Origin of the sequence: Janthinobacterium sp. SUN120 (genome assembly GCF_030397735.1) — a bacterium.
GTDB lineage: Bacteria > Pseudomonadota > Gammaproteobacteria > Burkholderiales > Burkholderiaceae_D > Janthinobacterium > Janthinobacterium kumbetense.
The window spans coordinates 332,082-357,473 of record NZ_JAPUBW010000001.1 but is presented as its reverse complement, the minus strand read 5'-3'; the positions used below and the strand labels follow the sequence as shown (position 1 = coordinate 357,473).

28 protein-coding genes are annotated in these 25,392 nt (G+C 63.3%); 7 read left to right on the top strand and 21 right to left on the bottom strand.

Going from position 1 to position 25,392, the window contains the following annotated elements:
* Nucleotides 1-197: 197 nt before the first annotated feature.
* From rimO to phaC, 3 genes are all read right to left on the bottom strand, one after another.
* The gene (gene rimO / locus O0879_RS01565; protein ID WP_251349207.1) at nt 198-1,553 is read right to left on the bottom strand and encodes a 30S ribosomal protein S12 methylthiotransferase RimO; all 1,356 of its coding nucleotides are present in this window, start codon (nt 1,551-1,553) and stop codon (nt 198-200) included.
* A gap of 194 nt (nt 1,554-1,747) precedes the next feature.
* Nucleotides 1,748-2,311 (bottom strand): polyhydroxyalkanoate synthesis repressor PhaR, encoded by a 564-nt coding sequence (phaR, locus tag O0879_RS01560; RefSeq protein ID WP_010399000.1) that lies wholly within the window; start codon nt 2,309-2,311, stop codon nt 1,748-1,750.
* A gap of 225 nt (nt 2,312-2,536) precedes the next feature.
* The gene (phaC, locus tag O0879_RS01555) at nt 2,537-4,282 is read right to left on the bottom strand and encodes a class I poly(R)-hydroxyalkanoic acid synthase (protein WP_289914333.1); all 1,746 of its coding nucleotides are present in this window, start codon (nt 4,280-4,282) and stop codon (nt 2,537-2,539) included.
* Between the two features lie 91 nt (nt 4,283-4,373).
* Between phaC and O0879_RS01550 the strand changes: the two genes are divergently transcribed.
* Nucleotides 4,374-4,598, top strand: a complete 225-nt coding sequence (locus tag O0879_RS01550) for a hypothetical protein (protein ID WP_354670174.1) — start codon at nt 4,374-4,376, stop codon at nt 4,596-4,598.
* Between the two features lie 16 nt (nt 4,599-4,614).
* Here the strand turns inward: O0879_RS01550 and pgeF are convergent, their stop codons facing one another.
* Both pgeF and O0879_RS01540 read right to left on the bottom strand, forming a co-directional pair.
* Nucleotides 4,615-5,400, bottom strand: coding sequence for a peptidoglycan editing factor PgeF (gene pgeF, locus O0879_RS01545; protein ID WP_289914332.1), 786 nt, complete (start codon nt 5,398-5,400; stop codon nt 4,615-4,617).
* Nucleotides 5,400-6,425 (bottom strand): RluA family pseudouridine synthase, encoded by a 1,026-nt coding sequence (locus O0879_RS01540; RefSeq protein WP_099667537.1) that lies wholly within the window; start codon nt 6,423-6,425, stop codon nt 5,400-5,402. Before O0879_RS01540 ends, pgeF begins: the two co-directional genes overlap by 1 nt.
* An 89-nt stretch (nt 6,426-6,514) precedes the next feature.
* Between O0879_RS01540 and O0879_RS01535 the strand changes: the two genes are divergently transcribed.
* A complete protein-coding gene (locus tag O0879_RS01535; RefSeq protein ID WP_219116005.1) occupies nt 6,515-7,318 on the top strand; it encodes an outer membrane protein assembly factor BamD in 804 nt (267 codons plus the stop codon).
* A gap of 35 nt (nt 7,319-7,353) precedes the next feature.
* On the opposite strand, the gene yaaA is transcribed toward O0879_RS01535, so the two are convergent.
* Nucleotides 7,354-8,124, bottom strand: coding sequence for a peroxide stress protein YaaA (gene yaaA, locus O0879_RS01530; protein WP_289914331.1), 771 nt, complete (start codon nt 8,122-8,124; stop codon nt 7,354-7,356).
* A 30-nt stretch (nt 8,125-8,154) separates the two neighbouring features.
* Here yaaA and O0879_RS01525 point away from each other — a divergent pair, with 30 nt between their 5' ends.
* From O0879_RS01525 to O0879_RS01515, 3 genes are all read left to right on the top strand, one after another.
* Complete coding sequence (locus tag O0879_RS01525; RefSeq protein WP_034781135.1) at nt 8,155-8,589, top strand: putative toxin-antitoxin system toxin component, PIN family; 435 nt, start codon at nt 8,155-8,157, stop codon at nt 8,587-8,589.
* A gap of 83 nt (nt 8,590-8,672) precedes the next feature.
* Nucleotides 8,673-9,851 (top strand): pyridoxal phosphate-dependent aminotransferase, encoded by a 1,179-nt coding sequence (locus tag O0879_RS01520; protein ID WP_289914330.1) that lies wholly within the window; start codon nt 8,673-8,675, stop codon nt 9,849-9,851.
* Nucleotides 9,852-9,897: 46 nt separating this feature from the next.
* Complete coding sequence (locus O0879_RS01515) at nt 9,898-11,001, top strand: HD domain-containing phosphohydrolase (RefSeq protein WP_099667534.1); 1,104 nt, start codon at nt 9,898-9,900, stop codon at nt 10,999-11,001.
* Between the two features lie 28 nt (nt 11,002-11,029).
* On the opposite strand, the gene O0879_RS01510 is transcribed toward O0879_RS01515, so the two are convergent.
* Nucleotides 11,030-11,488 (bottom strand): nuclear transport factor 2 family protein, encoded by a 459-nt coding sequence (locus O0879_RS01510; protein ID WP_289914329.1) that lies wholly within the window; start codon nt 11,486-11,488, stop codon nt 11,030-11,032.
* A 229-nt stretch (nt 11,489-11,717) separates the two neighbouring features.
* Nucleotides 11,718-12,389 carry a DUF2625 family protein gene (locus tag O0879_RS01505; RefSeq protein ID WP_289914328.1) on the bottom strand — a complete coding sequence of 224 codons (672 nt, stop codon included), beginning with the start codon at nt 12,387-12,389 and terminating at the stop codon, nt 11,718-11,720.
* Nucleotides 12,390-12,708: 319 nt separating this feature from the next.
* Here O0879_RS01505 and O0879_RS01500 point away from each other — a divergent pair, with 319 nt between their 5' ends.
* Nucleotides 12,709-13,560, top strand: a complete 852-nt coding sequence (locus tag O0879_RS01500; protein ID WP_099667531.1) for a helix-turn-helix transcriptional regulator — start codon at nt 12,709-12,711, stop codon at nt 13,558-13,560.
* Nucleotides 13,561-13,589: 29 nt separating this feature from the next.
* A complete protein-coding gene (locus O0879_RS01495; protein ID WP_289914327.1) occupies nt 13,590-14,624 on the top strand; it encodes a serine hydrolase in 1,035 nt (344 codons plus the stop codon).
* 7 nt (nt 14,625-14,631) lie between these two features.
* Here the strand turns inward: O0879_RS01495 and O0879_RS01490 are convergent, their stop codons facing one another.
* The 13 genes from O0879_RS01490 to O0879_RS01430 form a co-directional block, all read right to left on the bottom strand.
* Nucleotides 14,632-15,525: an alpha/beta hydrolase-fold protein gene (locus O0879_RS01490; RefSeq protein WP_289916128.1), complete on the bottom strand. Its 894-nt coding sequence runs from the start codon at nt 15,523-15,525 to the stop codon at nt 14,632-14,634.
* A gap of 35 nt (nt 15,526-15,560) precedes the next feature.
* Nucleotides 15,561-16,622, bottom strand: a complete 1,062-nt coding sequence (locus O0879_RS01485) for a tetratricopeptide repeat protein (RefSeq protein ID WP_289914326.1) — start codon at nt 16,620-16,622, stop codon at nt 15,561-15,563.
* A gap of 17 nt (nt 16,623-16,639) precedes the next feature.
* Nucleotides 16,640-17,545 carry an AAA family ATPase gene (locus O0879_RS01480; protein ID WP_289910476.1) on the bottom strand — a complete coding sequence of 302 codons (906 nt, stop codon included), beginning with the start codon at nt 17,543-17,545 and terminating at the stop codon, nt 16,640-16,642.
* Entirely contained in the window at nt 17,546-19,333 is a 1,788-nt protein-coding gene (gene mshL, locus O0879_RS01475) for a pilus (MSHA type) biogenesis protein MshL (RefSeq protein WP_289897537.1), read from the bottom strand. It lies immediately after the preceding gene.
* Nucleotides 19,334-19,371: 38 nt separating this feature from the next.
* Entirely contained in the window at nt 19,372-19,773 is a 402-nt protein-coding gene (locus O0879_RS01470) for an MSHA biogenesis protein MshK (protein ID WP_257218982.1), read from the bottom strand.
* Nucleotides 19,758-20,441 carry a type II secretion system protein GspM gene (gene gspM / locus O0879_RS01465; protein WP_289914324.1) on the bottom strand — a complete coding sequence of 228 codons (684 nt, stop codon included), beginning with the start codon at nt 20,439-20,441 and terminating at the stop codon, nt 19,758-19,760. Before gspM ends, O0879_RS01470 begins: the two co-directional genes overlap by 16 nt.
* Nucleotides 20,441-21,121, bottom strand: coding sequence for an MSHA biogenesis protein MshA (locus tag O0879_RS01460; protein ID WP_289914323.1), 681 nt, complete (start codon nt 21,119-21,121; stop codon nt 20,441-20,443). Before O0879_RS01460 ends, gspM begins: the two co-directional genes overlap by 1 nt.
* Nucleotides 21,118-22,077, bottom strand: coding sequence for an agglutinin biogenesis protein MshI (locus tag O0879_RS01455; RefSeq protein ID WP_289914322.1), 960 nt, complete (start codon nt 22,075-22,077; stop codon nt 21,118-21,120). Before O0879_RS01455 ends, O0879_RS01460 begins: the two co-directional genes overlap by 4 nt.
* Nucleotides 22,078-22,208: 131 nt before the next feature.
* The gene (locus tag O0879_RS01450) at nt 22,209-22,667 is read right to left on the bottom strand and encodes an agglutinin biogenesis protein MshP (RefSeq protein WP_099667525.1); all 459 of its coding nucleotides are present in this window, start codon (nt 22,665-22,667) and stop codon (nt 22,209-22,211) included.
* Nucleotides 22,664-23,566: a prepilin-type N-terminal cleavage/methylation domain-containing protein gene (locus O0879_RS01445; RefSeq protein ID WP_289914321.1), complete on the bottom strand. Its 903-nt coding sequence runs from the start codon at nt 23,564-23,566 to the stop codon at nt 22,664-22,666. Before O0879_RS01445 ends, O0879_RS01450 begins: the two co-directional genes overlap by 4 nt.
* 7 nt (nt 23,567-23,573) lie before the next feature.
* Nucleotides 23,574-24,131: a type II secretion system protein gene (locus O0879_RS01440; protein ID WP_289914320.1), complete on the bottom strand. Its 558-nt coding sequence runs from the start codon at nt 24,129-24,131 to the stop codon at nt 23,574-23,576.
* Nucleotides 24,121-24,705, bottom strand: a complete 585-nt coding sequence (locus O0879_RS01435; RefSeq protein WP_289904678.1) for a type II secretion system protein — start codon at nt 24,703-24,705, stop codon at nt 24,121-24,123. Before O0879_RS01435 ends, O0879_RS01440 begins: the two co-directional genes overlap by 11 nt.
* Nucleotides 24,706-24,815: 110 nt before the next feature.
* Entirely contained in the window at nt 24,816-25,370 is a 555-nt protein-coding gene (locus O0879_RS01430; protein ID WP_289914319.1) for a type II secretion system protein, read from the bottom strand.
* Nucleotides 25,371-25,392: the final 22 nt, after the last annotated feature.

Sequence of the window (25,392 nt, the reverse complement as noted above, 5' to 3'; positions counted from 1 at the left end):
CAAATAAAAAGGCGGGCCAGCAATTGCTGGTCCGCCTTGATTGTAAGGGCTTTACGCCCTGTACGCCGTACGTATGACAGAGTGTTACACCTTGTCAAATATCATCTTCACCGCGTAAAAACATGCAGGCCAAGGCGCGCTGCCGCAGACAGTACCTTACTGTACGGCAAGGCAGCGCAACGCCGGCATGGACGTTTTTACTCGGCAGCACCCCACAGGTCGTGCGCGTCGGCCGAGGTGATGGTCACATCGACGAACTGGCCGACAGCCAGCTTGCGGTGCGGCTCGAATGGCGGCTTCACATACACGACGCCATCGATTTCCGGCGCGTCGGCGGACGAGCGGCCCACGCCGCCGGAACGGGTGACTTCATCGATCAGCACGCGCACGGTCTTGCCGACCTTGGCTTGCAGGCGTTTCTTGGAAATTTCTTCCTGCAGCAGCATGACGCGGCCGCGGCGCTCTTCGCGCAGCTCTTCCGGCACGGGATTGTCGATGGCGTTCGCCGTCGCGCCTTCGACAGGCGAATACGCGAAGCAACCGAGGCGGTCGATCTGCGCTTCCTTGAGGAAGTCGAGCAAGTATTCGAATTCCGCTTCCGTTTCGCCAGGGAAACCGGCGATGAAGGTCGAGCGGATGGTCAGGTCCGGGTTGATGGCGCGCCAGGCCTGGATGCGGTCCAGGTTTTTCTCGCCGCTGGCCGGACGCTTCATGCGCTTCAATACGTCAGGGTGCGCATGCTGCATCGGAATGTCCAGGTATGGCAGGATGTGGCCGCCGCTCATCATCGGGATGATCTGGTCCACGTGCGGGTATGGATACACGTAATGCAAGCGCACCCAGGCGCCGTAGGACTTGGCCAGTTCGCCCAGCGCTTCCGTCAGTTGCGTCATGTGGGTTTTCACGGGACGGCCATTCCAGAAGCCGGAGCGGAATTTCACGTCCACGCCATACGCCGAGGTGTCTTGCGAAATGACCAGCAATTCCTTGACGCCGGCCTTGAACAGGTTTTCCGCTTCGATCATCAGTTCGCCGATCGGGCGAGAGACGAGGTCGCCGCGCATGGACGGGATGATGCAGAAACTGCAGCGGTGGTTGCAGCCTTCGGAAATTTTCAGGTAGGCATAGTGCTTCGGCGTCAGCTTGACGCCTTGCGGCGGCACCAGGTCGAGGAAAGGCGCATGCGGTTTCGGCAGGTGGAAATGGACGGAATCCATCACTTCGGCCAGCGCGTGCGGGCCCGTGACGGACAGCACTTTCGGGTGCACCTTCATGATGATATCGTCGCCGGCAGCATCTTTCTTGGCGCCCAGGCAGCCGGTCACGATGACTTTGCCGTTTTCAGCCAGCGCTTCGCCGATGGCGTCGAGCGACTCTTGCACGGCAGCATCGATAAAACCGCAGGTATTGACGATCACCAGATCGGCGCCAGCGTAGGATTTCGCCGTTTCGTAGCCTTCGGCGCGCAGTTGGGTCAGGATTTGTTCGGAGTCGACCAGCGCTTTCGGGCAGCCGAGCGAGACAAAGCCCACTTTCGGCGCCGCACCTGGCATGGCCAGCATGGCCTCGGGCTGGGCGGAAGGAACGGGAATACGGTGAATTTCAGACATAGTTGGCAGCTAGTAAAATGGTGAGGCGAATCGGCTATTGTACCCCGAGCCGCCCCTTGCTGGCAGAACTATGCTGTTTTGATGACGCCAATACAACTCCCAGGCGATCGAATCGCCCGGTGAGTGTGTCAGATCGATTACTTTTTGTCGGTTGGAGGCACCGGCGGCACGAACGGGAAGGTGCCGAACAGATTCTTGCTCTGGCTCTGCATCTGTTCCTGCATCTGCACGAACAGGCTCTTGCTCTGGTCGATGTAGTTGTTCATCATGCCTTGCATCATCGGGCCCTGGACATTCATGAACTGGGTCCACATTTCAGGGCTGAAGGGCTTGCCTTCGAAACTGCCGGCCGACGTGCCCGTGAATTTGTGCTGGATATCGGTGAACGCTTGCACGTTCTTTTCCAGGTAGGATCCCATCATGCCCTGCATGGCGTGGCCATAGTAGCGGATGATCTGCGACAACACGCTGCTCGAGAACATGGGCGCGCCATTCGCTTCCTCTTCCAAAATGATTTGCAGCAAGATGCTGCGCGTCAAATCTTCATTGGATTTGGCATCGACGACGGTAAACACCTCATTGTCCAACACCAGCTGCTTGACGTCCGTCAAGGTGATGTAGGAACTGGTTTGCGTGTCATACAGACGGCGGTTGGGATATTTTTTAATCAGGCGGTCTATACTTTTTTTTGCACTACTCATCACAAGTTCCACTTATTGCGCCGCAGCGCATACTGAGTTAATCCGAAAAAAAAGCGAACGTGGGTCCGCTTTCGCACCTGCCTACGTTTTCCATTATAGAGTGGAAAACGGCTCCATTGCACATCAGGGTAGTAGATTCCCGCATTTATTGCAACGCAACTAAAAGTAGATTCCTGACAAGACCGGAGATTACGCCGGTCTTGCCCGGCCAGAAGCTTTTGTAAACTAGTCCGCCCTGACTTTAACATACCGCCCCGGAGCCGGCTCGATTGCCGCGTGGCGTTTGCTGCCCGGCTTGCCCGGCGCCTTCACCTGCGCGCCGCCGTGTTCGGCCAGGAAAGCCGCCCATTTGGGCCACCAGCTGCCCACGTGCTCGGTCGCGCCTTCCATCCACTGTTCGGCCGTCAAGGGCTTGGCTTTCGCCGTGCGTGCGCCTTTGCCCGCGTCATTGCTCCAGTAACTGCGCTTTTTCTTCGAGGCAGGATTGATCACGCCGGCGATATGGCCCGAGGCGCCGAGGATAAAGCGGTTGGCTTTCGGCTTTTTCGGGTTCAGCACGGCCATGCTGGCATACGCCGCGCCCCAGGGCACGATATGGTCTTCGCGCGAACCGTAGATGAAGGCGGGCGCGTCGATGCTGCTCAAGTCGACCTTTTCACCGGCCACTGTCAGCTTGCCCGGCACTTTCAGACTGTTTTCCAGGTAGGTGTTGCGCAGATACCAGCAGAACATGGGGCCCGGCAAGCCCGTGCCGTCGCCATTCCAGTACAGCAAGTCGAACGCGGGCGGTTCCTTGCCCTTCAGGTAATTCGACTGCACGTAGTTCCATACGAGGTCGTTCGGCCGCAGGCTCGAAAAAGTGCTGCCCAGGTCGCGCCCCGACATCAGGCCGCCCTTGGCCAGCGTCTGCTCGCGCAGCGCCACTTGCGGCTCGTCGATAAAGACGTCGAGCGCGCCCGTGTCGCAGAAATCGAGGAAAGTGGTCAGCAAGGTCAGGCTGGCGGCCGGATTCTCGCCCCGCGCCTTGAGCACGGCCAGCGCCGTCGAGACGATGGTGCCGCCCACGCAAAAGCCGAACATATTGAGCTTGTCCTGGCCGGAAATGTCCTGCGTGACCCGAATGGCTTCGATCACGCCTTGCTCGACGTAATCGTCCCACGTCAGGTGCTGCATGCTCAGGTCCGGATTGCGCCAGGACATCAGGAACACGGTATTGCCCTGCTCCACCGCATAGCGCACGAGCGAGTTTTCTGGCTGCAAGTCAAGGATATAGAATTTATTGATGCACGGCGGCACCATCAGCAGCGGCCGCTGGTGTACCGTGGCCGTCGTCGGCGTGTACTGGATCAGCTGGAACAGCGCGTTCTCGAACACCACCGTGCCCGGCGTGGTGGCCACGTTGCGGCCCACTTCGAAGGCCGATTCGTCGGACTGCGAAATGCGGCCCTTGCCCATGTCGGCCAGCATGTTGCTCAAGCCCTTGGCCAGGCTTTCGCCCTTGGTCTCGATCAGGGTTTGCTGCGCGTCGGGATTGGTGGCAAGAAAATTGGCGGGCGACATGGCGTCGACGATTTGCTGCACCGCAAACGCAATCTTTTGCTTCTGGTGCGGCGTCGCTTCCACGGCGTCGGCCATGGCGCTGAGAAATTCGGCGTTCAGCAGGTAGGCCGCCGCATTGAAGGCCGACAGGGGGCTGGCGTGCCAGGCGGGCGCGGAGAAACGGCGGTCTTTCAATTCCGGCGCCTTGCCGGCCATAAAGTCTGCCCACAAGCCCGTCAGCTTGGCCACGTAGGCATTTTTCAGTTGCTCGATCGCTTCCGGCTTGATGCTGGCACCCGCATCCTGCAAAATGCCGGCAATCGGATTGCCGGCGGGCTGCGGTACCATGTTGAACCACGTCTTCCACTGCTCAGGATTGCTGATCTGCGCCATCCATTCCTTGGTCATCATTTGAGGATCTGGCATGTTCATAGCTATATAAATCCATTCAAGAATTGATAAATAATTACTTCCGGGCCACCTGCATGCAAACTCTTACTGACTGCCAATACCAATGATGCTCATGACCGCTGTTGCCTGGATCTATGTCGTCGGCCTCATGGCGCTGACGGAACCGTCCATCGTCGCCGGGATGATGACCTTCGTGCTGTACTGCGTCATCCCGCTGTCCATCCTATTCTATCTGACGGGCTCAAGGAGACGCAAACGCAAGGCGGCGCGCATCGCGGAACTGCAAGCCCGCGCGCTGGCCTCAGCAGACGATAAAACAAAAACGGCAGACACATAAGTGTCTGCCGTGCAGATTATTTGCGCCAGATCAAGCTGGCCTGTCTTCCCGTGACGCCATCGCGCCGGTACGAGTAAAACTGCGCCGCATCGCTGACGGTGCAATATTCCCCGCCCGCCACTTGCGCCACGCCATCGCGCAGCAGCATGATGCGCGCCAGCGCATAGATGTCGGCCAGGTACTTACCCGGCTTGCCAGCGATGGCGACGAAGGAAGCGCTCAACACTTGCCGTTCGGCATCATCGCGCGCGCCGTCTTGAAACGCCTGCAACACGTCGTGCCCCACTTCGAATTGCTGCGGACCGATGGCCGGCCCCAGCCAGGCGAGGATATCCGTCGCCCCTTGCGCGCGCATGCTGTCCACCGTGCGCTGCAAGACGCCGTTGGCCAGGCCGCGCCAGCCCGCGTGGGCCGCGCCGACGACGAGGCCATCCGTCGAACAAAACAATACCGGCAGGCAATCGGCCGTCATCACGACGCACACGGCGCCAGGCTGCGTTGCCACGCTGGCGTCGGCATCGGGCACGCAACCGTCCAGCTTCCCGGCATCGGCGACGGCCACGCCGTGCACCTGCGACAGCCAAGCGGGCTCGGATGGCAAGGCGCCCGCCAGCCGCGCGCGGTTGGCTGCCACGTGCGCGGGTTCGTCGCCCACGTGCGTGCCAAGGTTCAAGCCACCGCCGCCCTGCCCGTCACCATACGGGCCCTGGCTGACGCCGCCCGCGCGCACGGTCGCCAGCGCGCCCACGTTCGCGGGCAGGCCGGGCCAATGGGGAGTGATATAAGGCAAGGCAGCCGTCATCAGACCTGTTCCGGCTCGGGAATGCCGGCCGTGGCGATCAGTTGGGCGAAGTCGTCGGCCAGCGGCACGATCCACTCGCACGCTTCCAGGGTGCCCGGATGCACGAGGCCCAGGCGGCGCGCCTGCAGCGCCTGGCGCGAGAAGACGGACACCAGGTGCTGCTTGCCGTACACATAATCACCGACCAGCGCAAAGCCCAGATGCTGCATGTGCACGCGGATCTGGTGCGTGCGGCCTGTTTCCAGGCGGCATTGCATCAGGCTCACGGGACGGCGGTCGAGTTCGCCGCTGCCGATCAATTCATAGTGCGTGATGGCGGGCTTGGCCGTGAAGTTTTCCGAGACGGCCATCTTGACGCGGTCGCGCGGGTGGCGCGCGATGGACGCATCGATGGTGCCCGCCGCCTTCGGCGTGCCCCACACGAGCGCGAAATATTCGCGCTTGACGGTGCGCGCCTGCAACTGGCGCACCAGGTCCGTTTGCGAAGCGAGGGTCTTGCCGACCACCATCAAACCGCTCGTATCCTTGTCCAGGCGGTGCACGATGCCGGCGCGCGGCACGCCCGCCAGTTGCGGGCAGTGGTGCAGCAGGCCGTTGAGCAGGGTACCCGACCAGTTGCCGGGGCCCGGATGCACGACCAGTCCGGCCGGTTTGTTGATGACGATGATATGCTCATCTTCGTGCACGATGTTCAATTCCATCGCTTCCGGCTTAAAAGCCTCGTCTTCCGGCGCGCTTTGCGGCAGAATGACGATCTTCTCGTCGCCGTAGGCGGTCATGTTGCGTTTGGCAACTTTTCCATCGACGGTCACGAAACCGGCTTCCAGCCACAATTGCAAGCGGCTGCGCGAGTATTGCGGCACCAGCTGGGCGATGACTTTATCGAGGCGGTGGCCGCAGGCGTCCGGCGTCAGTTCCAATGTAATCGGGGCCATTTCCTCGAAGACGTCGTCGGCGGCAAAATCGCCGTCAAACGCCTCTTCGGCAACATGGTCAGAAAGGGAGTCAAACGCGGGGTCAGCCAAATTAGGCTTCGGAGTTAATATCACAGCATTCCCATCGGCTATAATCAGCCTATTGTAAAATCTTGGTTAAAACCTTCTTGCAAAACGTCATGCAAAAAAAATTATCGTTGGTAGTCGCTTCAGTCGTTCTGCTCGGCATGTCCGCTTGCAGCTTGTTGCCTGAAAAAGTGGATGAGACCAAAAACTGGTCCGTTACGAAATTATACTCGGAGGCGCGTGAAGAAATGGCCGGGCAGCACTATGAAGCTGCAATCGGCCTGTTCCAGAAGCTGGAGGCTAACTATCCTTTCGGCAACTATGCTCTGCAAGCGCAGATGGAGATCGCTTACGCGTATTATAAGTCGGGAGACCAGGCTCAGGCACTGGCTGCCGTCGAACGCTTCATCAAGTTGCATCCGAACCACGCCAATGTGGACTATATGTACTACTTGCGGGGCCTGATCAGCTTTAACGACCAGATCAGCTTCCTGAACTTCCTGTACGAGCAAGATCCGACCGAGCGCGATCCGAAAGCCACGCGCGAAGCGTTTGCCGCCTTCAAGCAACTGGTCGACAAGTTTCCAAATAGCAAATACGCGCCCGATTCGCTGGCCCGCATGAACTATTTGATCGATGCCATGGCGAAATACGAAGTGCACGTGGCGCGCTATTACTACCGCCGCGGCGCCTATCTGGCCGCCGCCAACCGCGCGCAAACGACGGTCAGCGACTTTGCCGCTTCACCGGCCATCGAAGAAGCGCTGTTCATCATGTACCGCTCGTATGACAAGCTGGGCTTGACCGACTTGCGCGACGATGCCTTGCGCGTGCTGACCAAGAACTACCCGAACACGGCATTCCTCAGCCCGGAAGGGGTGAACAAGGAACGCAAGTGGTGGAAATTCTGGCAGTAAGATAAGAAAAAACCGGGCTAGCCCGGTTTTTTTACTTATACACCCACTTTGCGACGAAACACCCAGCTGGTATCGTTCGACGCTTCCGGCACGAAACCGTAGCCGTCGACGTCGAATTCTTTCAGCTGCTGCGGGTCGCGGATGGCGTTGACGGCCGCATAGCGGGCCAGCATGCCGCGCGCGCGCTTGGCGTAGAACGAGATGATTTTATATTTGCCGTTCTTCCAGTCCTCGAACACGGGCGCGATGACGGGCACGTCCAGCTGGCGCGGCTTGACGGATTTGAAATATTCCTCGGAAGCAAGGTTGACCAGCACCTTGGCGCCCTGCTCTTTTGCCGTGCGGTTCAAGCCGTTGGTAATGGTGTCGCCCCAGAACGCGTACAGATCCTTGCCGCGCGTGGTCGACAGCCGCGTGCCCATTTCCAGGCGGTGCGGGTGGATCAGGTCCAGCGGGCGCAGCAAGCCGTACAGGCCCGACAGGATGCGCACGCGCGACTGGGCATAGTCGAGCTGGGCCGGCAGCAGGCTGCGCGCCTCGAAACCGGCATACACGTCGCCATTGAAGGCCATGATGGCTTGGCGCGCTTCCGCCAGCTTGGGCGTCCAGGAAGCGTAGCGGGCCACGTTGAGGGCGGACAAGGCATCGGAAATGCCCATCAGGCTGCCCACTTCGGCGGGCGAAAACTGGCGCATGCGGTCGATCAGCTGGGCGGAATGGTCGAGAAAATCGGGGGTGCTGTGCAACGAGGTTGTTGGCGGCGTCTCCAGGTCGAGACTCTTGGCGGGCGAAAGCACGATCAACATAAATTATCACTACAGAATAGAATTGCCGACATGATACCTGCTCCACAAAAACTCGTCCTCGACACCAACGTTTGCCTCGACCTGTTCGTCTTCAACGACCCGCGCTGGGCGCCCCTGCTGGCGGCCATGGAAAGCGGCGCCGTGCACGCCATCACGCGCGAAGATTGCCGCGCGGAATATCTGGTCGTGTTGCATTACAAACATTTGCCGCTCGACGAAGCCAGCCGCGCCGTCGCCGCCGCCCGCTTCGACGCGCATATCAGCGTGGTGGCGCCGCCCGTCTCCGGCGTGCGCCTGCCCGTCTGCACGGACAAGGATGACCAGAAATTCCTCGAACTGGCGCGCGACGCCAACGCCGACATCCTCATCACCAAGGACAAGGCCCTGCTGAAACTGGCCCGCAAGACGGCCAAGGCCGGCATGTTCAAGATCATGGTGCCGGAAGGCTGGGCCTTGCCAGGCTGAGGCGCCAAAGCCCCGCACGCAACGGGGCGCGCTGCGCTAGAATGAGACACGATTCCACTTTCCGCACCGCGCCCCTACCGCTCATGAACAGCCCGTCCCTGCCCTGCACGACTCCCACCCTGACCACCCGCTTGCCTCTCGTGGGCACCACCGTGTTTACCCGCATGTCCAGCCTGGCGGCCCAGCATGGCGCCGTCAACCTGGGCCAGGGCTTTCCCGACTTCGATTGCGACCCGGCCCTGGTCGACCTCGTCAGCGACGCCATGCGCGCCGGCCACAACCAGTATCCGATGATGACGGGTGCCGCGCCCCTGCGCGAGGCCATCGCCGCGAAGATCGCCAGCTTGTACGGCCACGGCTATGATGCCGGCACGGAAATCACCGTCACGGCCGGCGCCACGCAGGCGCTCACCACGGCCATCCTGTGCTGCGTGCACCCGGGCGACGAAGTCATCGTCATCGAACCGGCCTATGACAGCTATCTGCCCGCCATCGCGCTGGCCGGCGGCGTGCCTGTGCTGGTGTCCATGCAAGCGGGTGAACAAGGCTACAGCGTGCCATGGGACAAGCTGGCCGCCGCCGTCACCAGCAAGACGCGCTTGATCATCATCAACACGCCGCACAATCCGACGGGCACGATCTTGCGCCCGGCCGATATCGCCGCGCTGGCCGACATCGTGCGCGGCACGCAAATATTGATATTGTCCGACGAAGTGTACGAGCACATGGTGTATGACGGCGTGCCGCACGCGTCGCTTTCGCGCAACCCGGAACTGGCGGCGCGCAGCTTCATCGTTTCCAGCTTCGGCAAGACGTACCACGTGACGGGCTGGAAAGTCGGCTACGTGGCGGCACCAGCAGCCCTCACGGCGGAATTTCGCAAGGTGCACCAGTACAACGTGTTTACCGTCAACACGCCGATGCAGCACGGCATCGCCGGCTACATGGCGAATCCGCAGCCCTACCTGGACTTGCCCGCGTTTTACCAGCGCAAGCGCGACCTGTTCCGCGACGGCCTGGCGGGTAGCCGCTTTACCCTGCTGCCGGCTGACGGCACGTATTTCCAGTGCGTGCGCTACGATGCGATTTCGCAAGAGACCGAAGCGCAGTTCGCCGAATGGCTGACGACGGAAATCAAGGTGGCGGCCGTTCCCGTCTCCGCGTTTTACGTGCAGGGCAAGGAGTCGGGCATCGTGCGCTTCTGCTTTGCCAAGAAAGACGAGACCTTGCGCCTGGCGCTGGAGCGCCTGCGCAGCATATAACCGAGCACTGAACATGGCTTCGCTGCGGCGGGGCAAAGGATGACAGATGGTACAGCGTCGCATCGGCCCGGCCGACCTGGTTCCCGGCGAACCCCTGCCCTGGGATCTGTTTTTGGCTGACCATAGTGCCGGCCCGCAACTGCGCAAGGGGCAGATCATCACGGATGGCACGCAGCTGGGCCGTTTGCTGCAGCTGGGCCTGTACGTGGGCGCGCCGGACCAGCCATCCGTCTTGCGCTTGCTCAATGAGGCGGCGCAACGCCTGGAACGGCTGCTGCTGGACTTGCGCAGCGAAAGCAATGCCGAGCGCGACGTGCGCGACATCGCCCGCGAACTGCTGCGCGCGCTCGAACACGATGCCGATATCGCCCTGGCCAGCATCCTGCTCAACCAGATCGCCGGCAGCTATGCCGTGCGCCACTGCATCGAAACGGCCTTGCTGGCCATGCTGGTGGGCCGCGGCATGCACAAGTCGCACGATGAACTGCTGTTGATCGGTGCGGCCGCGCTGACGATGAACGTGGGCATGCTGCGCCACCACGACAGCTTCCAGGACCGGCGCGGCCCCCTGAACGACGACGAAATGCGCATCGTGCGCCAGCATCCGCAGGAAAGCACGGAATTGCTGCGCTGCGCCGGCGTCGATGACGAGGAATGGCTGAGCTGTGTACTGTTGCACCATGAAAACGACGACGGCAGCGGCTACCCGCAGGGGCGCACGGCCGATGAAATCCTGCAAAATGCCAAGCTGATCGGCCTGGCCGACCGCTATTGCGCCCGCGTCTCGGCGCGCAACTACCGCCGTTCCATCGTCCCCGACCAGGCACTGCAGCACATCTTCCTCGACCAGGGCGTGCCTATCGACCCGCTGCTGGGCGAGCAATTCGTCAATCTGCTGGGCAAGTATCCGCCCGGCACCCTGGTACGCCTGCGCAGCGGCGAACTGGGGGTGGTGACGCAACGGGGCGCCGGCCACGTGCATCCGCTCAGCGACCCGCTGGGCGCGCCGCTGGCCGCCGCCGAGCTATCGCAGATGACGCCGCGCGACACGGGCGACAGCCAGTTCGCCATCGTCTCGTCGCTGCACGAAGACGATGCCGGCATGCATTTCAGCATGCGGCACGTGTGGGGCGACGAGGCGCGGCTGTAGGCTGGCCGGGCGCCAGGCACGGCTCACTTCACGGTTTCGGCGGGCGGATGCCCGTGTACTGTGCGCTGACCAGCAGCCATTGCTTGTCGACAAGCCGAGCGACATAGCCGGCGCGCAGGGCGAAATTGCGGGCTACCCCATCCTGGTTGAGACGGTAGGACAAGCGCGCCGAGATGAGCGCCGTATCGCCAAACAGGCGCACCACCGGTTCATCGACCTGCAGCTGGGGACTCGGCCGCTTCTGCTCCGGCGCATAGAAGGCGAGCATTTTTTCACGCCCGTCCACCTCGCCGACCGGCGATATTTCCACATAATTCTCCGCCGTGATGGCGTTCAAGGCCACTTGATCAAAGTTGCTCTGTGCCTGCGCATGGCGCTGCACCAAGGCGACCAGTTCGGCATCGGCGGGAGCCGCGTGCGCGCTGCCGATCGCACCGAAGGCGCCCAACAGACAAGTGGAGAGGACATGTGGAAGGGTCAATTTCATGCGTATTCATCCTGATCGAGGTCATTGAGAAGCATCCGTTGCCTGCCGCGGCAGTATCGGACACTCGCTGGCGGGCGGCGCATCGCGAGAAAGCCCATCGTATGCTATCCCCTTGCCCTTTTCTCGCGCCTGCCATTGCGACAAAGCGCTTGAATCGGGGGTTGAAATGCCATTTCACCGGCCCGGGATGCGCAGGGCGATGCCGTCAAAGACGCCCGCAAGCCATGCCTCAGTTCTCGCCCGCAGGAGCGTCCAGCAACTTCTGTTGCAGATCAAGGTTGAGCGCCCACTGCTCTTCCACGGGAATGGCGCGCCGCGAGCTGGTCTTGAGGGAACCTTCTTGCGTCCACAGAAACGGATAAAAATTCAGGCAGAGGTCGCCGGACAAGGGCAATTCGGGCAATTCGTCAAACTCCTGCGCATCGCCGGGCTGCCGGCCGTAAAACTGCCGCAACTGGCGAGTAAAGGCCCATTCGACGAACGCCGTGTAGCCGATCTCCAGCGCTTCCCACGCCAGCGTCTCGGGCGCCAGGTAATACATCTTGCCCTGGTCGGCCCCGAGTGCGCCCCCGTTGATGGCAAAAAAGCCGCCGAGCACGTCGTCGGCCACCAACAGAAAGCCCTCGGCCTTTCTTTCGTTCCACGTAGCAATGTTCCGCTCCAGCTTGCCATGTCCCGAGCCCAATATCCGCAGCCAGCCGTCATCCACCAGGATGCCGCCCGTTTCATAGGCGATGGCGCCAAGGGGGGAACGCGTGGTGACCTGCAGGCTCAGCAGCACATCTTCCCTGCCGGCCGAGGGCGGCAGCAATTCCACCGGGATGTCGGCCTCGCTGGCCCATTGCCGGATCAGCGGAAACGCCGGGTCTTCACTATCCAGTAATTCATTCAATGTACGCATTGCACCTGACCTTATCGATGACCGCTTCCGGCGGTCGGAGAGTTCATGACGACGCTGGCACTGCCTGGCGGGCGGCGCCCGGCATTCCAGCGGCTCGCCCCTGGCGCGATCCAGTATCGATGGCGACATCTGGACGCTGCGCAAATTTTACACATAGCCGCCCCGGCACCCCTGCACGCCTGCCAGCGGCCACGCAAAACCGGCCGGAGCCGCCGTCCCACATCCCGTGCATTCCCCCGAATCGACCGTTCATCCTGCGCCTGGCGCCATTCGTCGTCCCGCGCTGGCCCGTCAGGACGGCCGCACATACCATGCCGATATGACCACTCCACTCCAGTTCAAGTCCGGCCAATTCTATGGCGACGTGCATCACGGCGCGCGCGGCAGCATCTTCGACATCCGCCGCCTGAAGGCCACGCGTGGCGAGGATGAAGTCGAAACGCACCGGCATGACGATGCCCACTTCGTCTTCGTTCTGTCCGGCACGTATATTTCCAGTGCCCTGCACGCCCCGCCGCGCGCGCCTTCGCCCACCCTCGTCTTCAATCCTGCCGGCACGACGCACCGCGACCGCTTCGTCGATGGCAAGGGCAGCTTCATGACGGTATCGCTCGACCCTGCCCTGCTGTCGGGCGCCGAGGAATTGCATGCGGCCCAGGAGTGCGCCACCGTGTTGCGCGATACGGCCAGCGCGGCGGCCGCGTTCCGGCTCGCGCGCGAAGTGGGCCGCGGCGGCGACGGCGCCCTGCTCGAAGCGGGCGCGTGGGAGATGCTGGCCAGCCTGCACAAGGCGCCCCGGCAGGCGCGCCCCGCCCTGCCCGGCTGGGCCCACCAGGCGTATGAAGCCGTGATGGACCTGGCCAATGACACGCATCTGCGCATCGCCGACGTGGCCGCCGCCCTGGATGTGCATCCCGTGCACCTGGCCCGCGTGTTCCGCCAGGCCTGGGGCTGTTCGCCGGGCGACCTGCTGCGCTGGCGCCGCGTCGACCAGGCCAGCGGCTTGCTGCGCCGCCCGGAACTGAGCATGGCCGACGTGGCGCTGAGCGTGGGCTTTGCCGACCAGAGCCATATGACGCGCGCCTTCCAGGCCCGTTACGGCATGACGCCCAGCAACTATCGCCGCCAAATGTTTCAAACGTCCAAGACAATGCCCAATTTGCAAGACTAGACTGCACTTTTCCAACTCAGGAGTACACCATGTTGCGATACCTCCCCCTTCTTCTCGCCTTCGGCAGCAGCGTCCACGCAGGCGAGCTGGACGGCGTCACCACCGCCATCGAAGCGGGCGACTTCAAGCAGGTCACCAGCGTCGTGGTGGCGCAGCATGGCAAGCTGCTTTACGAACACTACTTCGACAAGGATGGCGCCGAAAGCCTGCGCAACACGCGCTCGGTGGGCAAGACGGTGGCCGGCATGCTGGTCGGCCTGGCCATCGAGCGCAAGCTCTTGCGCACCGACTCCCCCGTCCTGCCCTACTTTCCGGAACTGCGCCCGCTGGCCCATGCCGACCCGCGCAAGGACAAGATCACGGTCGAGGATTTCCTGACCATGAGCTCGCTGCTCGAGTGCGACGACGACAACCAGCATTCGCGCGGCAATGAAGAGCGCATGTATCTGGTGGAAGACTGGAGCCGCTTCGTGGCGGACCTGCCGATCCGCGGCTTTCCCGAATGGCAGCCCCGCCCCGAGCAATCGCCGTATGGCCGCGCCTGGAGCTATTGCACGGCCGGCGTAACCCTGCTGGGACCGCTGCTTGAAAAGGTGAGCGGCCAGGGCGTGCCGGACTTCGCCGCCGCCAACCTGTTCAAGCCGCTTGGCATCGACAAGGTAAAATGGCAATTCCAGCCCAAGGGCAGCGCCATGACGGGCGGAGGCTTGCAGCTGCGCAGCGTGGATCTGATGAAGCTAGGCCAGCTCTACCTCGACGGCGGGCGCTGGCATGGCAAGCAGGTGATGCCGGCCGAATGGGTCAAGCGCTCGATCGCGCCCCACGCCAACGCGCGCGAAGGCATGGACTACGGTTATCTGTGGTGGCTGCAACCGTTCACGGCCAATGGCCGCACGGTGCAAAGCTATGGCATGGCGGGTTCCGGCGGCAATAAAGTGCTCGTCCTGCCGGAACTCGATGCCGTGGTCGTCATCACCACGACCAACTTCCAGGTGCGCGACGCCCATGGCATCAGCGAAAAATTGCTGACCAAGCTGATCCTGCCGACATTGATGCGCCCGTAAGCGCCCTTCATTTTGCGGACGTCAAGTACGCCCGCAAGCCATGCGTGAGCACGAAAGGAAACACGCTCGCGTGATCTTCATCCGCGAAGACGCGCAAGCGCGTCTTCAGGCCGGGGAACTTGCGCGATGTCAACTTTCCATCGAATTCGCGCAAGTCGGCCACCATGTCGGCGTCCTCTTCCGAACGTGAACGCTTCTTGCCCGCCGCCAGCTTTTCCAGGCCGCCGATGCCAAAGAACACGGACGCCGGCAAGTCCTTGTGGCTGGCGGCATACGCCTGTTCGCGGTCGAACATGACGCCGGCGTCGTACCACAGCGACGGGCTGCCGAGGACGTAGTGCTCGAAGGTGCGCGGTTCCGTCAGCAGGAATTGCAGGCCCAGCAGGCTGCCGTAGGAATGGCCGATGAACACCTTGCGCTGCATGTTCGCGCGATAGTGCTGCGCAATAAAGGGAAACACCTCGCCCGAGATGAACTGGCCATACGCCTTCGCTTCGCCGAACGCGGGCTGCCGTCCCGGCATGTCCGAGCGGTAATCGTGCTTGCGCGGCGTGGTGGGCGTGTAGTCGCGGCGCCGGCTGTACACGCCGCCATCGCCGTTGGCGTACGACAAGCCGACCACGATGACTTCTTCCATCCCCGCATGCTTGTTCAGGCGCTGCGCGATATTGCGCACGACGGGAAATGCATAATTGGCATCGACGACGAACAGCACCGGATAGCGCCTGTTGCCCTGTCGATAGGAATCGGGCAAGGCGACATACAGCTGGTAATCGCGCTTCAAGGCTTGCGCGCGGAGGTCGCGCACTTCCGTATTCTCAAGAACGTAGCTGGCGGGGGCGCTGGCGGGGGCGGCCAGGGCGCTGTTGGCCAGGCAGCAAAGAACGATGAGCAGATTCACAGGCTTCAAGCTGGTTTCTTTCAGTGAGGTAAAAGTTATTTCGCCGCAGACGCCGTCAGCTGCACCAGCTTGCGCTCGACAAACGCCTGCAGCTGGGGCGACAGGGTTTGCAAGCCCTTGGCCCGCTCGAACGCCTGGCGCGCCTGGGCCGGGTGGTTGTCGGCTTGCAAGGCGATGCCGAGGCCCATCCACCAGACGCTGTTGTCGGGCGCCGCCTGCAGGGCCAGCTGGTAGTGTTCGGCCGCTTCGCGGTAGCGCTGCTCGCGCTGCAGCACGCCGGCCAGGAAGGCCTGGTATTCGCCGCTGTCGCTGGCGTACGGCAAGCTGCGCATGAGGGTGTCAAGGGCCGCCGCACCGCCATTGGCCTTGTCCAGCTGCAAACGGGCCAGCATCATCGCCTGCGCCGGCTGTTTCGGGTCCAGCGCCAGACTCAGCTGCAACTGGCGGGCCGCCTCGTCGGGACGCTGCGCTTCCAGCAGCAGGCGCACCAGGGTTTCGCGCGCGCCCTGGTGGCGCGGATCCAGCTGCAGGGTCTGCTGCAAGGCCAGCATGGCGTCGGAGACGCGGCCATCCTGCAACTGGGCCAGCGCGCGCCGGTATTCATTCTCCACGCGCTGCTGCGGCGTGACTTGTTTTCCGTCAATGATGCGTTCACTCGCAGCGGACGCAGCCGTCTTTACCACGGGCGCAGCGACAGGCTTGACGGCTTGTTCCGTGATGCGGCGCATGTCGGCGGCACGCAGCTTGGCGGGCGCGGGCGTGGCTTCCTCGGCCTGAAATACGGGCTCGGGTTCCGCCGCCACAACGGGTACGGGCGCGGGCGCGGGTGCAACGACGACAGGCGCCGGTGCCGGCACTGGAACCAGGACCGGCGTGCTGGCCACGCTGACCAGCACGGGCGGCACGGCCGGGCGCTTCAGGTAGACCCAGCCCAGGGCGATGGCGGCGGCCGTCAGGCCCGCTGCGCCGCCGAAGACCAGCGCGCGCGAGACGCCCCGCTCGCGTTCGGGCACGGAGCGGATACCGGCCGCGTCGCCGCGTCCATCGGGGGTACCGCGGGCATCGAGGTCTTGCAACATCTTGTTAATCAGGCTCATCTACAGGCTCATCTTCGTCATCGGTTCAATAAAGTCCAGCTCGCGCCGCAGGCGGCGGCCAGCACGCCGGCGCCGGCCAGCCATGGCCACGGCCTGCGCCAAAAGCGGTGCGGCTTGCTGGCCAGGGTGTCGCTGGCGGCCAGCGCCACGTGGCGGCCGCCGACCTGCTGCCGCCCTTCGCCGTACGCCACCATCAGCGCCTTGTGCGCCATGATATTGATCAGGCGCGGGATGCCGCCGGACGCCTTGTACAGCTTGCCCACGCCGCCACGGCTGAACAGGCGCGCGCCATCGAAACCGGCCACGCGCAGGCGGTGCGCCACATAGAAATCCACGTCGTCGCGCGACAAGGGCCCCAGGTGATAGTGAAAGGTGATGCGCTGCGCCAGCTGGCGGATTTCCGGCAGGGCCAGCTTGACGTCCAGTTCCGGCTGACCGAACAGCACGATCTGCAGCAGCTTGCGCTTTTCCGTTTCCAGATTCGTCAGCAGGCGCAGCGCTTCCAGGCTGTCGACGGGAATCGCCTGCGCTTCGTCCAGGCAAAGCAGCACGCGCTTGCCTTGCGCCGCCAGGTTGAGCAGGCGCAAGTTGAGTGCGCGCAGCAACTGATGCTGCTCAATATCCTTTTCCAGCAAGACATCGAGGTCCTCGGCCAGCGCCAGGATCAGCGAACGGGGCGACAAGTTCGGATTCGGGATGTAGGCCGTGACGAAGTCCGGCCCCAAGGATTGCATGAACTTGCGGCAAAGAAAAGTCTTGCCGGTGCCCACTTCGCCAGTGATCTTGATAAAGCCCTCGCCATTGCGCGCCGCCACCAGCAAGGTGTTGAGCGCCTTTTGCGACTGCGGGCCGTTAAAGAAGAAACTGGTATCGGGCGTGAGACCGAACGGCGCCTCGCGCAAGCCGAAATGGGCCTGGTACATTTAGCGCCGCTCCGACGGACGGCGCGGGTCGAGCGCCTCGATGCGCTTGCCCGAATCGAGCAAGTCCTCGTTCCAGCTATTGGCGCCATCGACGATGGTCGGCTTGATCAACACCACCAGCTCGCGCTTCTGGATCACCTGCCCCGTGTTGCGGAACAGCGCGCCCAGCACGGGGATATCGCCCGCGCCCGGCACTTGCGAGCGGTCCGACGTCGTGGCCTGGCGCATCAGGCCGCCGATGGCGACGATGCGGCCGTCCTGGCTGCGCACCATGCTGTCCATCTCCGACGTGCTCGATGCCGCCAGCGGCAGTTTCAGGGAACCGGCGCTGCCCAGGTCGATTTCCTTGCTGATGGTCGACACCTGGCTGACGGATGGGTGCACGTGCAGGATGATGTTGCCATCCGCATCGATCTGCGGCGTCACGTCCAGCACCACGCCGGAAAAGAAGGGCTGCAAGGTCACGTTGGGGCTGGTCGTCGCGCCGCTGGCCGTCGTATTCGTCGTGGTCGACACGCCCGTCACGTAAAACTCGTCCGTGCCAATCTTCAGCACGGCCTTCTGGTTGTTCATGGTGGCGATGCGCGGGCTCGACAGCACGTGCACGGAGCCTTGCGATTCCAGAAAGGAAATCATCGCCGCGAAATTGGCCGTCTGGAAGGCCAGGCCGAACATGGAACCGGCCGAGGTCGCCGCCGAGCTGAGGCCAAAGCCGCTGCTGGCCGTCAAGCCGCTGCCATTCGTCATGTTGGGCGGCTGGCCGCCGTTGAAGGGCAGCGGCGCCAGGGTGCCGCCCGGCTGGATGAAGCCCGTCGAGATGCGGTTCGTGTGGCCGCTCTTGATCGAGGCAAACGAGGCCCAGTTGATGCCCGTCTGCGTGTTGTCGTTGAGTTCGACTTCGAGGATTTTCGCTTCCAGGATCACCTGGCGGTCGACGGACAATTGCGTGGCCTTCAGGTACATGTCGACATTGCGCAACTCTTCCGGCATGGCGCGGATGACGATCACGCCCGATTGCGGGCTCAGCACCACTTGCCGGCCGCCGTCGCTGCTGCCGACGATGGCTTCCAGCGCCGCCTTCAGTTCCGGCCAGAAATCGGCCGTCGACGAGGTGGTCAGGTTGCTGCTGTCCAGGGTACGGCCGCCCTGGCCGCCATTCGTTTGCTGGTTCTGCTCGTTGTTGTTGCCCTGATTGTTATTGCCGCCATTTCCGCTGTTGCCGGAGCCGCCCGAGTTGGTCGAGCCCACGGAACCGACCGACGTCGACGACACGCGCAAGTTGGAACTGCCGCGGCGCGCGCCCGTCAGGTAATTGACGTGGAACAAGCGCGTCTGCATGGTCAGGGGCTTGATGTAGATCTGCGTGCCCTCGACCTTGTAATCGTAGCCATACAGTTCGCGCACGGCGTCGAGCGCCTGGAACAGGGTCACGTCCTTCAGATTGGCGGAAATCGTGCCGCCGATGTCGGGATGGACCAGCATGTTGTAGCGCGTGCCGGCCACGATGGAAGTGAAGAACTGGCGCGCCGGCACATTGTTGAACGCCACGTTGAAGCGCTCGTCGAGCGCGGCGCGGGCCTTCGGCAATTGCTGGGCCAGGGCCGCCACGGGCGGCAGCAGCGCCGCTTCCACGGCATCCGGCTGGGCCGCCGGCGCCGTGGTGGCTGCCGCGCCCTTGACGGCATCGGTGATCGCATTATAGGTGTCGCGCTTGACGGGCGCGACATTGCAGCCGCCCAGGCCCAGGCTGACGCTGATGACAGCCGCCATCGTACTGATCTTGAACATGCTCGCCTTGTGTTGATTGAGTTGCTTGGCCACTTCTTCTACTCCTGCTTGCGGTCGGTCTTGCTATCGGTCTTACGATCGGCCTTGTTATTGGTCTTGCTGCTGGGATACAGCTTGAAGGTTTCCAGTGATTTGCCACGCCGCAACAATACGGCCGTGTCGCGGATTTCCACCACCACGGCGTCGCCCACCTTGCCGCCCACCTTGACCGTCTGGCCATCGATGACGGCCAGGCGGCGTCCGCCCGGCTGGGTGGAAACGAGCACCGATTGCAGCTGCGGCCGGGCCGCGACGACGGGCGCGGCGTCGGCGGGCGCCCACAGGGCCGCGGGCGGGCGCGTCGGATCGTCGAGCGCCTGCGCCTGCGCGCCCGGCGATGCCAGGCTCAGGATCAGGAAGGGCGCCAGCAGCGCGGAACCCAGGGTCAGAGTGCGATCCATGTATCGTCCATGCTGAGGGTATGTAAGGTCAGGGTCAGGGTGGCGCCCGGGTAACTGGCGGCGTCGAGGTGGGCGGCGCCCCAGAAGACGCGCGTCGGCATCGCTTGCAGCGCCTGCATGTATTGCACCATGTCCGCATAACTGCCTTGCAGCACCACTTCCACGCCATGCTGGTGCAGCAGGGGAGCCGGGACCGGGGCCCTGGCCGCCGCATCGCCGTTCGCGCTGTCGGCCTGGCGCGCGCCCACGGCGCTGGCCGGCAAGGTTTTCAGCGACACCACGCGCAGTCCCGCGTGCCGGCGCAGCAAGTGTTCGAGCAAGGTGACCATGCGCTCCGGCGCCACCAGGCCATGCTGCTTCTCGCGCAGCGCCTGCGCCAGGGACGCCGTTTCCGCCTGCAAGGCCGCCAGGCGCGTGCGCGCTTCCTGGTCGGGATCGGTGGCATGGGCCAGCATGGTCAGCTCGACTTCCTTGTCGGTGGCGCTCAGGAGGCTTTGTTTTTGCGCAATGCTCGCCTCCAGCGCCGCGCGTTTCGCCAGCAGGGGATTGAAGCTCATGAAATAGAACACGAACAGGACGGCGGCCGCACCGGCGCCGAACACCATCAGCCGCTCGCGCAGGCTGAGGGCGTCGAAGGCGGCGGCCCATTTCTTCAGCAAGGGCAGCATCAGCGTGTTCCTTCCGTAACAGGTTTCGGCGGCGTGGCAGGCCCGGCCGGGCCGGCGGCGCGGTCGGCCGACTGCAGGCTGAACGCGACATACGGCAGGCCAGGCGCCTTGCCCTCGGCCACGGCCGGCTGCCCGGACTGGTTAATGTCGAGGCTGGCGAAGGTCTTGCCTCGCAGTACCTCCTGCTGGCCCAGGCGCGTGATGTACGCGGGCAGCAGCGACGCGTGCAAGGCGCGGCCCTGCAAACCGAAGTCATTGCCGGCGCCGGCGATATCCACGCCCGTCAGCCATACGCCCTCGACCCTGGCCTGCGCCAGCGCGCGGAAATAGCCGGCATAGCCGAGGGTATTGCCCAGCTTGCCGCTTTCCAGCACGTTCGACGCATCCTGCAGCAACTGGCGCTGCGCCTCGACGGCCGCCAGTTCCTGCGCCAGGGCCGGATCTTTCTTGCGTGGAGGAAAATCGCGCAAAGTCTGGTCGCGCTTCGCCTCGCCCTGCGCCAGCGCCGCCTTGACGCCCGCTTCGCGCCGTTCCAGGCCGGTCAAGGCTTGCTGGGCCAGCACGCCCACGGCCAGCAGGGCCAGCGCCAGGCCGCCCAGGCCGAAGCCGGCCGTGCGCGCCGACATATGGTGTTTTTGCAGTTCAAACTGGGGATTGAACAGATTGATCTGCTGGCTCATGCGCCCTTCCCTTCGTGCTTGCCCGAATGCAAGCCAACCTCGCGCAAGCCGGCGCCGATGGCCAGGAAGTAGCGCGCCTGCATGGCGGGGTCGCGCAATTCGGCGGCCTGCGACAAGTCCAGCACCGTGGCCAGGTCCAGCTGCTCGACGGGCATGTAGAGGTTGTCGGCCAGATAGGCGTGCAAGCCGTCGGCCGCGCCCGTCATCAGCATCAAGCGGGCCAGCGAAATGAAATGAAACTGGCGGTCGAAGTGGTCGAACGAGCGCTGCAGTTCCAGGGTGACGCGGTCGTAATACTGGCTGGCGTCGGGCGACTGCAATTGCGTCAGGGTCACGTCGATGCGGCGCGCCTGGTACAGCTCGCCATTGAAACTCATGGTCAGCAAGCCGCCGTCGCCATCGAAATACAGCACGGCGATGCCGCGTCCCGGCGTTTCCAGCAAGGTGGCGATATTGCGCTGCGCCATCTCGGGGATATCGATCACGGACAGGCCGATCTTGCATTCGGCGTACAGCGCCTGGCGCCGCGACACGGCGCTGTTGCGCGCGGCGACGGCAAACACGCTGCTGCCGCGCTGGGTGCCGTTCGGGTCGCCGGGGATGTCGAACACGTCGATGGTGGCTTCGGCCAGGGGAAAGTCCAGCATGTCCTTCAGGCGCCAGCCCACGGCCGTCTTCAGCTCCTCGCGCGGCACGGCAGGCGCTTCCAGCGACAGCAACTGGTACTCGCCGCCGGCCAGCACGGTGGTGCAGTGGCGCGCTGCCGCCTGCACGTCCTTGCCCAGTTTTTCCAGCACCTCGGCCGGCGCCGGCCGCGCGGCCGCCTGGTAACTGGCGCCCAGCACGCGCGGCATGCCGTCGGCGGGACGTTCGACAACGACAGCGCTGACGCCTTCCCGGCCAAACGCCGTGGCCAGCCAACCCTCATACTTCCTTGCTCTTGCGAATAAACCCATGCGACCTATCCAGTGTAAGTGCCTGCCCGATCTTGTCGCGCAGTTAATGCATCCAGCCAATTTTAATTCATGAAGCCAACTTTATTGTGTAAAAACAATAAATTAGCGATCTTTTTTGCACGCAGTTGATCTTACTGCGACAGCACGGCTTGCAGGCGGCGCTGAACATAGTCCGCGTTGTTGCCCGCGTTCGGACAGAACGGCTCGACAGTGCCCGGCTGGTTGCACGCCGTGGCCGTGATGGTCCAGCTGGTCAAGGTGCCGGGCCCCGTGGCCGTGCTGCATTGCACGCTAACGCTGAACGACGACAGCGTCGTGCCCGCTGGCAAGCTGAAACTGGCCGGACCGATGCACGCCGCACCAGCGGTCAGGCCGGCGCTGATCTGCCGCTGCAGCCCCCATTCGAGACCGGCGCGCGCGGCCTGTTCGGCGCGCACGCCCTGCACGTCCATGGCCGATTCCGTCTGCTGGAAAGTGGAGATATTCACCATCACGGCCGCCAGCGCGGCCAGCACCACCAGCAGGAAAATGGCCGTGACGAGGCTGAAACCGCGCATGCGGCCCGCGCGATGGCGCAGCAAGCGCCTCATGGCGTATTCCTCGCCTGTACCTGTTGCACCAGACGCAGCACGCCCGTATTGCTGTTCGCTGCCCCCAGACTCAGGTCGATATTCACCAGACCACGCTGCACGTTGGCCAAAATGCCATAGCTGAAACGGCAAGCCGTCACCTGGCGCGCCAGCAGTGCTCCCTTCTTCGCCTCCAGCGGGACCGTGTTTTCCACAACCGGCTGGGTAACCTGGATGACATAGCCCGCGTAACGGGTCAAGGTGCCGCTCTTCAGATCGCACGCATAGGTGACGGGCGTCGATACCACCTGGAAACGGTTCGACGGCGACGGCAGCGGCGCGGGCGCCGTCGTGAAGGGATAGCTGCCCAAGGTGACGACAGTGCCGGCTACGCCCGTGACTGGCGCGCGATTGCAGCCGGTGGCAGCGCTGCAGGCATACGCATTGTTCGGCGCGTCGTCCCCGCCCAGGTTGTAGACGACGATCTGATCGCCCACGCTGATCGCCTGGCGCGCGCCCAGCGCATTGACGGGCATGGCGCCGACGACGGTAAAGTTCAGGGGCAGGCTGGGGTTGGGAGGGGTCTCGAAGCTCAGCACACTGCCCAGTCCCGACGGATCGCTGTCGCTCAGGTAGCGTCCGCCCGTCTTGGTCAGCAGCAATTCCAGGAACAGGCCGTCGTTCGACACGCGCACGCTGTTGGGCAGGGCCAGGCGCACGTCGCGCGTCAGGCGGCGCGCTGCCGTGTCGGCCGTGTCGGCCAGCGCGGCGCGCGCGGTGGTGTCGATATAGCCTTGCACGGGCACGCGGATGAAGACGGCGACCATGGCGCCGATGATGCCCGTGATGACGATCACGATGACCATCTCGACGAGGGTAAAACCGCGCGGGCGGCGCCTGGCGTTATAGAAATTTCTCATGGAGTACTCATGGGATACTATTCGGCGCATAGCGCACGCGATAGCCGTCGAGCACGATCTGCTGGTCGGCATACGGCACGACCACCTGGATATGCAGGCTTTCCGTCGCAGGCAAGCCGTTCAGGGCTTGCTCGGTGATCGTCACCAAGGCAGTGTAATTCTGGGTGGGGCTGGCAGCCCAGGCATTACCCTGGGCATCCGTCTTGTACTCCGTGGCTGTGCCATACGCACTCACGTAATCGTTGACGTTGTCGAACGGCCTCCCCGCGCCGTTCGCCTCTTCCCCCGGCCCTTCCGGGATGGCGCAGCCGGCCGGGCTGGTCGCCGTTTCCGCGGCCGGGTCTTGCGGATCGCAATAGGTAAACCGCGCCAGCTGGATTTCTTCCAGCATGCCTTCGGCAATCGCCAGCGCCTGCTTGCGCAACTGCGGATCGGCGCTGTGTTGCGTCGTCAGGCTCATCACGCCCAGGATGGCGGCCGAGGCCAGGCCGACGATGACGATGAACAGCACCAGCTCGATCAGGGTCACGCCGCGTTCACGCTGGCGCCGCTGGCTAATGGACATAGCCGGTCTCCCCCTCGACCGTGACGACGCGCTCCGTGCCGTCACCCAGGATGCTGATGTTCAGCCGCGCCGGGAAAGCCGATGGCGCCGGGAACACATCGTTCTGCGCATATGGTTTGCCCAGCGCGTCGAAATAAAAACTGGGCTCGCCTGTCACATCGGTGGACAGCTTGACGCCGGACGGACGGCCTTCGCACAGCCAATTGCTCCCCAGGCAATACTGCTGCGTCTCCTTGCTGCCGCTGTTCTTGCCCGCGGGCGGCACCACTTTCTGGTCAGCGCTGCAAACGGCATCGAAGCACAGGGCCACGCTGTTGGCATCGATGCGCACAAACACGGCACGGTTTTGCGCCACCGCAAGTTTTTGCCCGTAGCGCACGATATTCGTCACCTGGTCGGCAAAACCGCGCGCGTCAAAAGTGTCGCGCTGGAAAAACCGGTTGACGGCAAAGGTCGCCAGCAAACCCGCCAGCACCAGCACGGCCACCAGCTCGATCAAGGTGAAGCCGCGTGGGCGGCACTGCAGCCTAGCCCGCGGTAGCGCCAGACGTTGCGGCAAGATGATCGATGGCAAGGACAATGGAGATACCCGTAAAAAAGCCCAACCGGCATAGCCTGGCGTTGGGCGGGCGGAAACATGGCGCGGCCGTGCCGGTTTGCCGGCACGGCATCTGCACGCCTGTATTAACTGCAGTTGGCCGGCGTGCCCAGGGCCGTCGCGTCAACCACCGGCGGCTGGATCGGTGTGGTGCCTGCGGCAGCCACGGCAGCCGTATAGGTCACCTTGCAATTTGGATGTTTACTGTCAGGCAATACAGTCAACACGGTCGCCGTTGCAGCAGTGGTGGTGGTATCGTAGTCAAGCAGACCACCTGCCGCCGCGGCGATGCCAGGCGAAGCGATAGACGGATAGCCGCTGACGCCCTTGACGTCCGTGCCTTCCATGGTGATGGCAACGCTGTCCGCAGGCGAACCCTTGACCAACCATTGTGCGTGGAACAGGGCCGAACCAGACTTCAAGGCACCCGCCGCCGCCTGCATCTTGGCCACTCGCGCCTCGGTCGACATGTCGATGAATTTAGGAATCGCCGTGGCGGCCAGGATGCCGAGGATCACGATGACGACGATCAATTCGATCAGGGTAAAACCTGCCTGGGCGCCGCTTTTCATACTACGTAAAGACTTGTTCATTCTTGCTTTCTCCAAAATCAAATAAAAAAACTTCAAAACCAACGCCATGACACCGTCGCTGCACCGGACC

Coding starts and splice junctions, on each gene's coding strand:
- O0879_RS01485 (WP_289914326.1), bottom strand. CDS start 16,622: ATGAGCCTGATTAACAAGATGTTGCAAGACCTCGATGCCCGCGGTACC.
- phaR (WP_010399000.1), bottom strand. CDS start 2,311: ATGAGTAGTGCAAAAAAAAGTATAGACCGCCTGATTAAAAAATATCCC.
- yaaA (WP_289914331.1), bottom strand. CDS start 8,124: ATGTTGATCGTGCTTTCGCCCGCCAAGAGTCTCGACCTGGAGACGCCG.
- O0879_RS01535 (WP_219116005.1), top strand. CDS start 6,515: ATGCAAAAAAAATTATCGTTGGTAGTCGCTTCAGTCGTTCTGCTCGGC.
- O0879_RS01510 (WP_289914329.1), bottom strand. CDS start 11,488: ATGAAATTGACCCTTCCACATGTCCTCTCCACTTGTCTGTTGGGCGCC.
- O0879_RS01470 (WP_257218982.1), bottom strand. CDS start 19,773: ATGGATCGCACTCTGACCCTGGGTTCCGCGCTGCTGGCGCCCTTCCTG.
- O0879_RS01515 (WP_099667534.1), top strand. CDS start 9,898: ATGGTACAGCGTCGCATCGGCCCGGCCGACCTGGTTCCCGGCGAACCC.
- pgeF (WP_289914332.1), bottom strand. CDS start 5,400: ATGACGGCTGCCTTGCCTTATATCACTCCCCATTGGCCCGGCCTGCCC.
- O0879_RS01480 (WP_289910476.1), bottom strand. CDS start 17,545: ATGTACCAGGCCCATTTCGGCTTGCGCGAGGCGCCGTTCGGTCTCACG.
- O0879_RS01430 (WP_289914319.1), bottom strand. CDS start 25,370: ATGGCGTTGGTTTTGAAGTTTTTTTATTTGATTTTGGAGAAAGCAAGA.
- O0879_RS01495 (WP_289914327.1), top strand. CDS start 13,590: ATGTTGCGATACCTCCCCCTTCTTCTCGCCTTCGGCAGCAGCGTCCAC.
- O0879_RS01500 (WP_099667531.1), top strand. CDS start 12,709: ATGACCACTCCACTCCAGTTCAAGTCCGGCCAATTCTATGGCGACGTG.
- O0879_RS01505 (WP_289914328.1), bottom strand. CDS start 12,389: ATGCGTACATTGAATGAATTACTGGATAGTGAAGACCCGGCGTTTCCG.
- O0879_RS01440 (WP_289914320.1), bottom strand. CDS start 24,131: ATGTCCATTAGCCAGCGGCGCCAGCGTGAACGCGGCGTGACCCTGATC.
- O0879_RS01455 (WP_289914322.1), bottom strand. CDS start 22,077: ATGGGTTTATTCGCAAGAGCAAGGAAGTATGAGGGTTGGCTGGCCACG.
- phaC (WP_289914333.1), bottom strand. CDS start 4,282: ATGAACATGCCAGATCCTCAAATGATGACCAAGGAATGGATGGCGCAG.
- O0879_RS01520 (WP_289914330.1), top strand. CDS start 8,673: ATGAACAGCCCGTCCCTGCCCTGCACGACTCCCACCCTGACCACCCGC.
- O0879_RS01460 (WP_289914323.1), bottom strand. CDS start 21,121: ATGAGCCAGCAGATCAATCTGTTCAATCCCCAGTTTGAACTGCAAAAA.
- rimO (WP_251349207.1), bottom strand. CDS start 1,553: ATGCCAGGTGCGGCGCCGAAAGTGGGCTTTGTCTCGCTCGGCTGCCCG.
- O0879_RS01550 (WP_354670174.1), top strand. CDS start 4,374: ATGACCGCTGTTGCCTGGATCTATGTCGTCGGCCTCATGGCGCTGACG.
- O0879_RS01450 (WP_099667525.1), bottom strand. CDS start 22,667: ATGAGGCGCTTGCTGCGCCATCGCGCGGGCCGCATGCGCGGTTTCAGC.
- gspM (WP_289914324.1), bottom strand. CDS start 20,441: ATGCTGCCCTTGCTGAAGAAATGGGCCGCCGCCTTCGACGCCCTCAGC.
- O0879_RS01525 (WP_034781135.1), top strand. CDS start 8,155: ATGATACCTGCTCCACAAAAACTCGTCCTCGACACCAACGTTTGCCTC.
- mshL (WP_289897537.1), bottom strand. CDS start 19,333: ATGTTCAAGATCAGTACGATGGCGGCTGTCATCAGCGTCAGCCTGGGC.
- O0879_RS01445 (WP_289914321.1), bottom strand. CDS start 23,566: ATGAGAAATTTCTATAACGCCAGGCGCCGCCCGCGCGGTTTTACCCTC.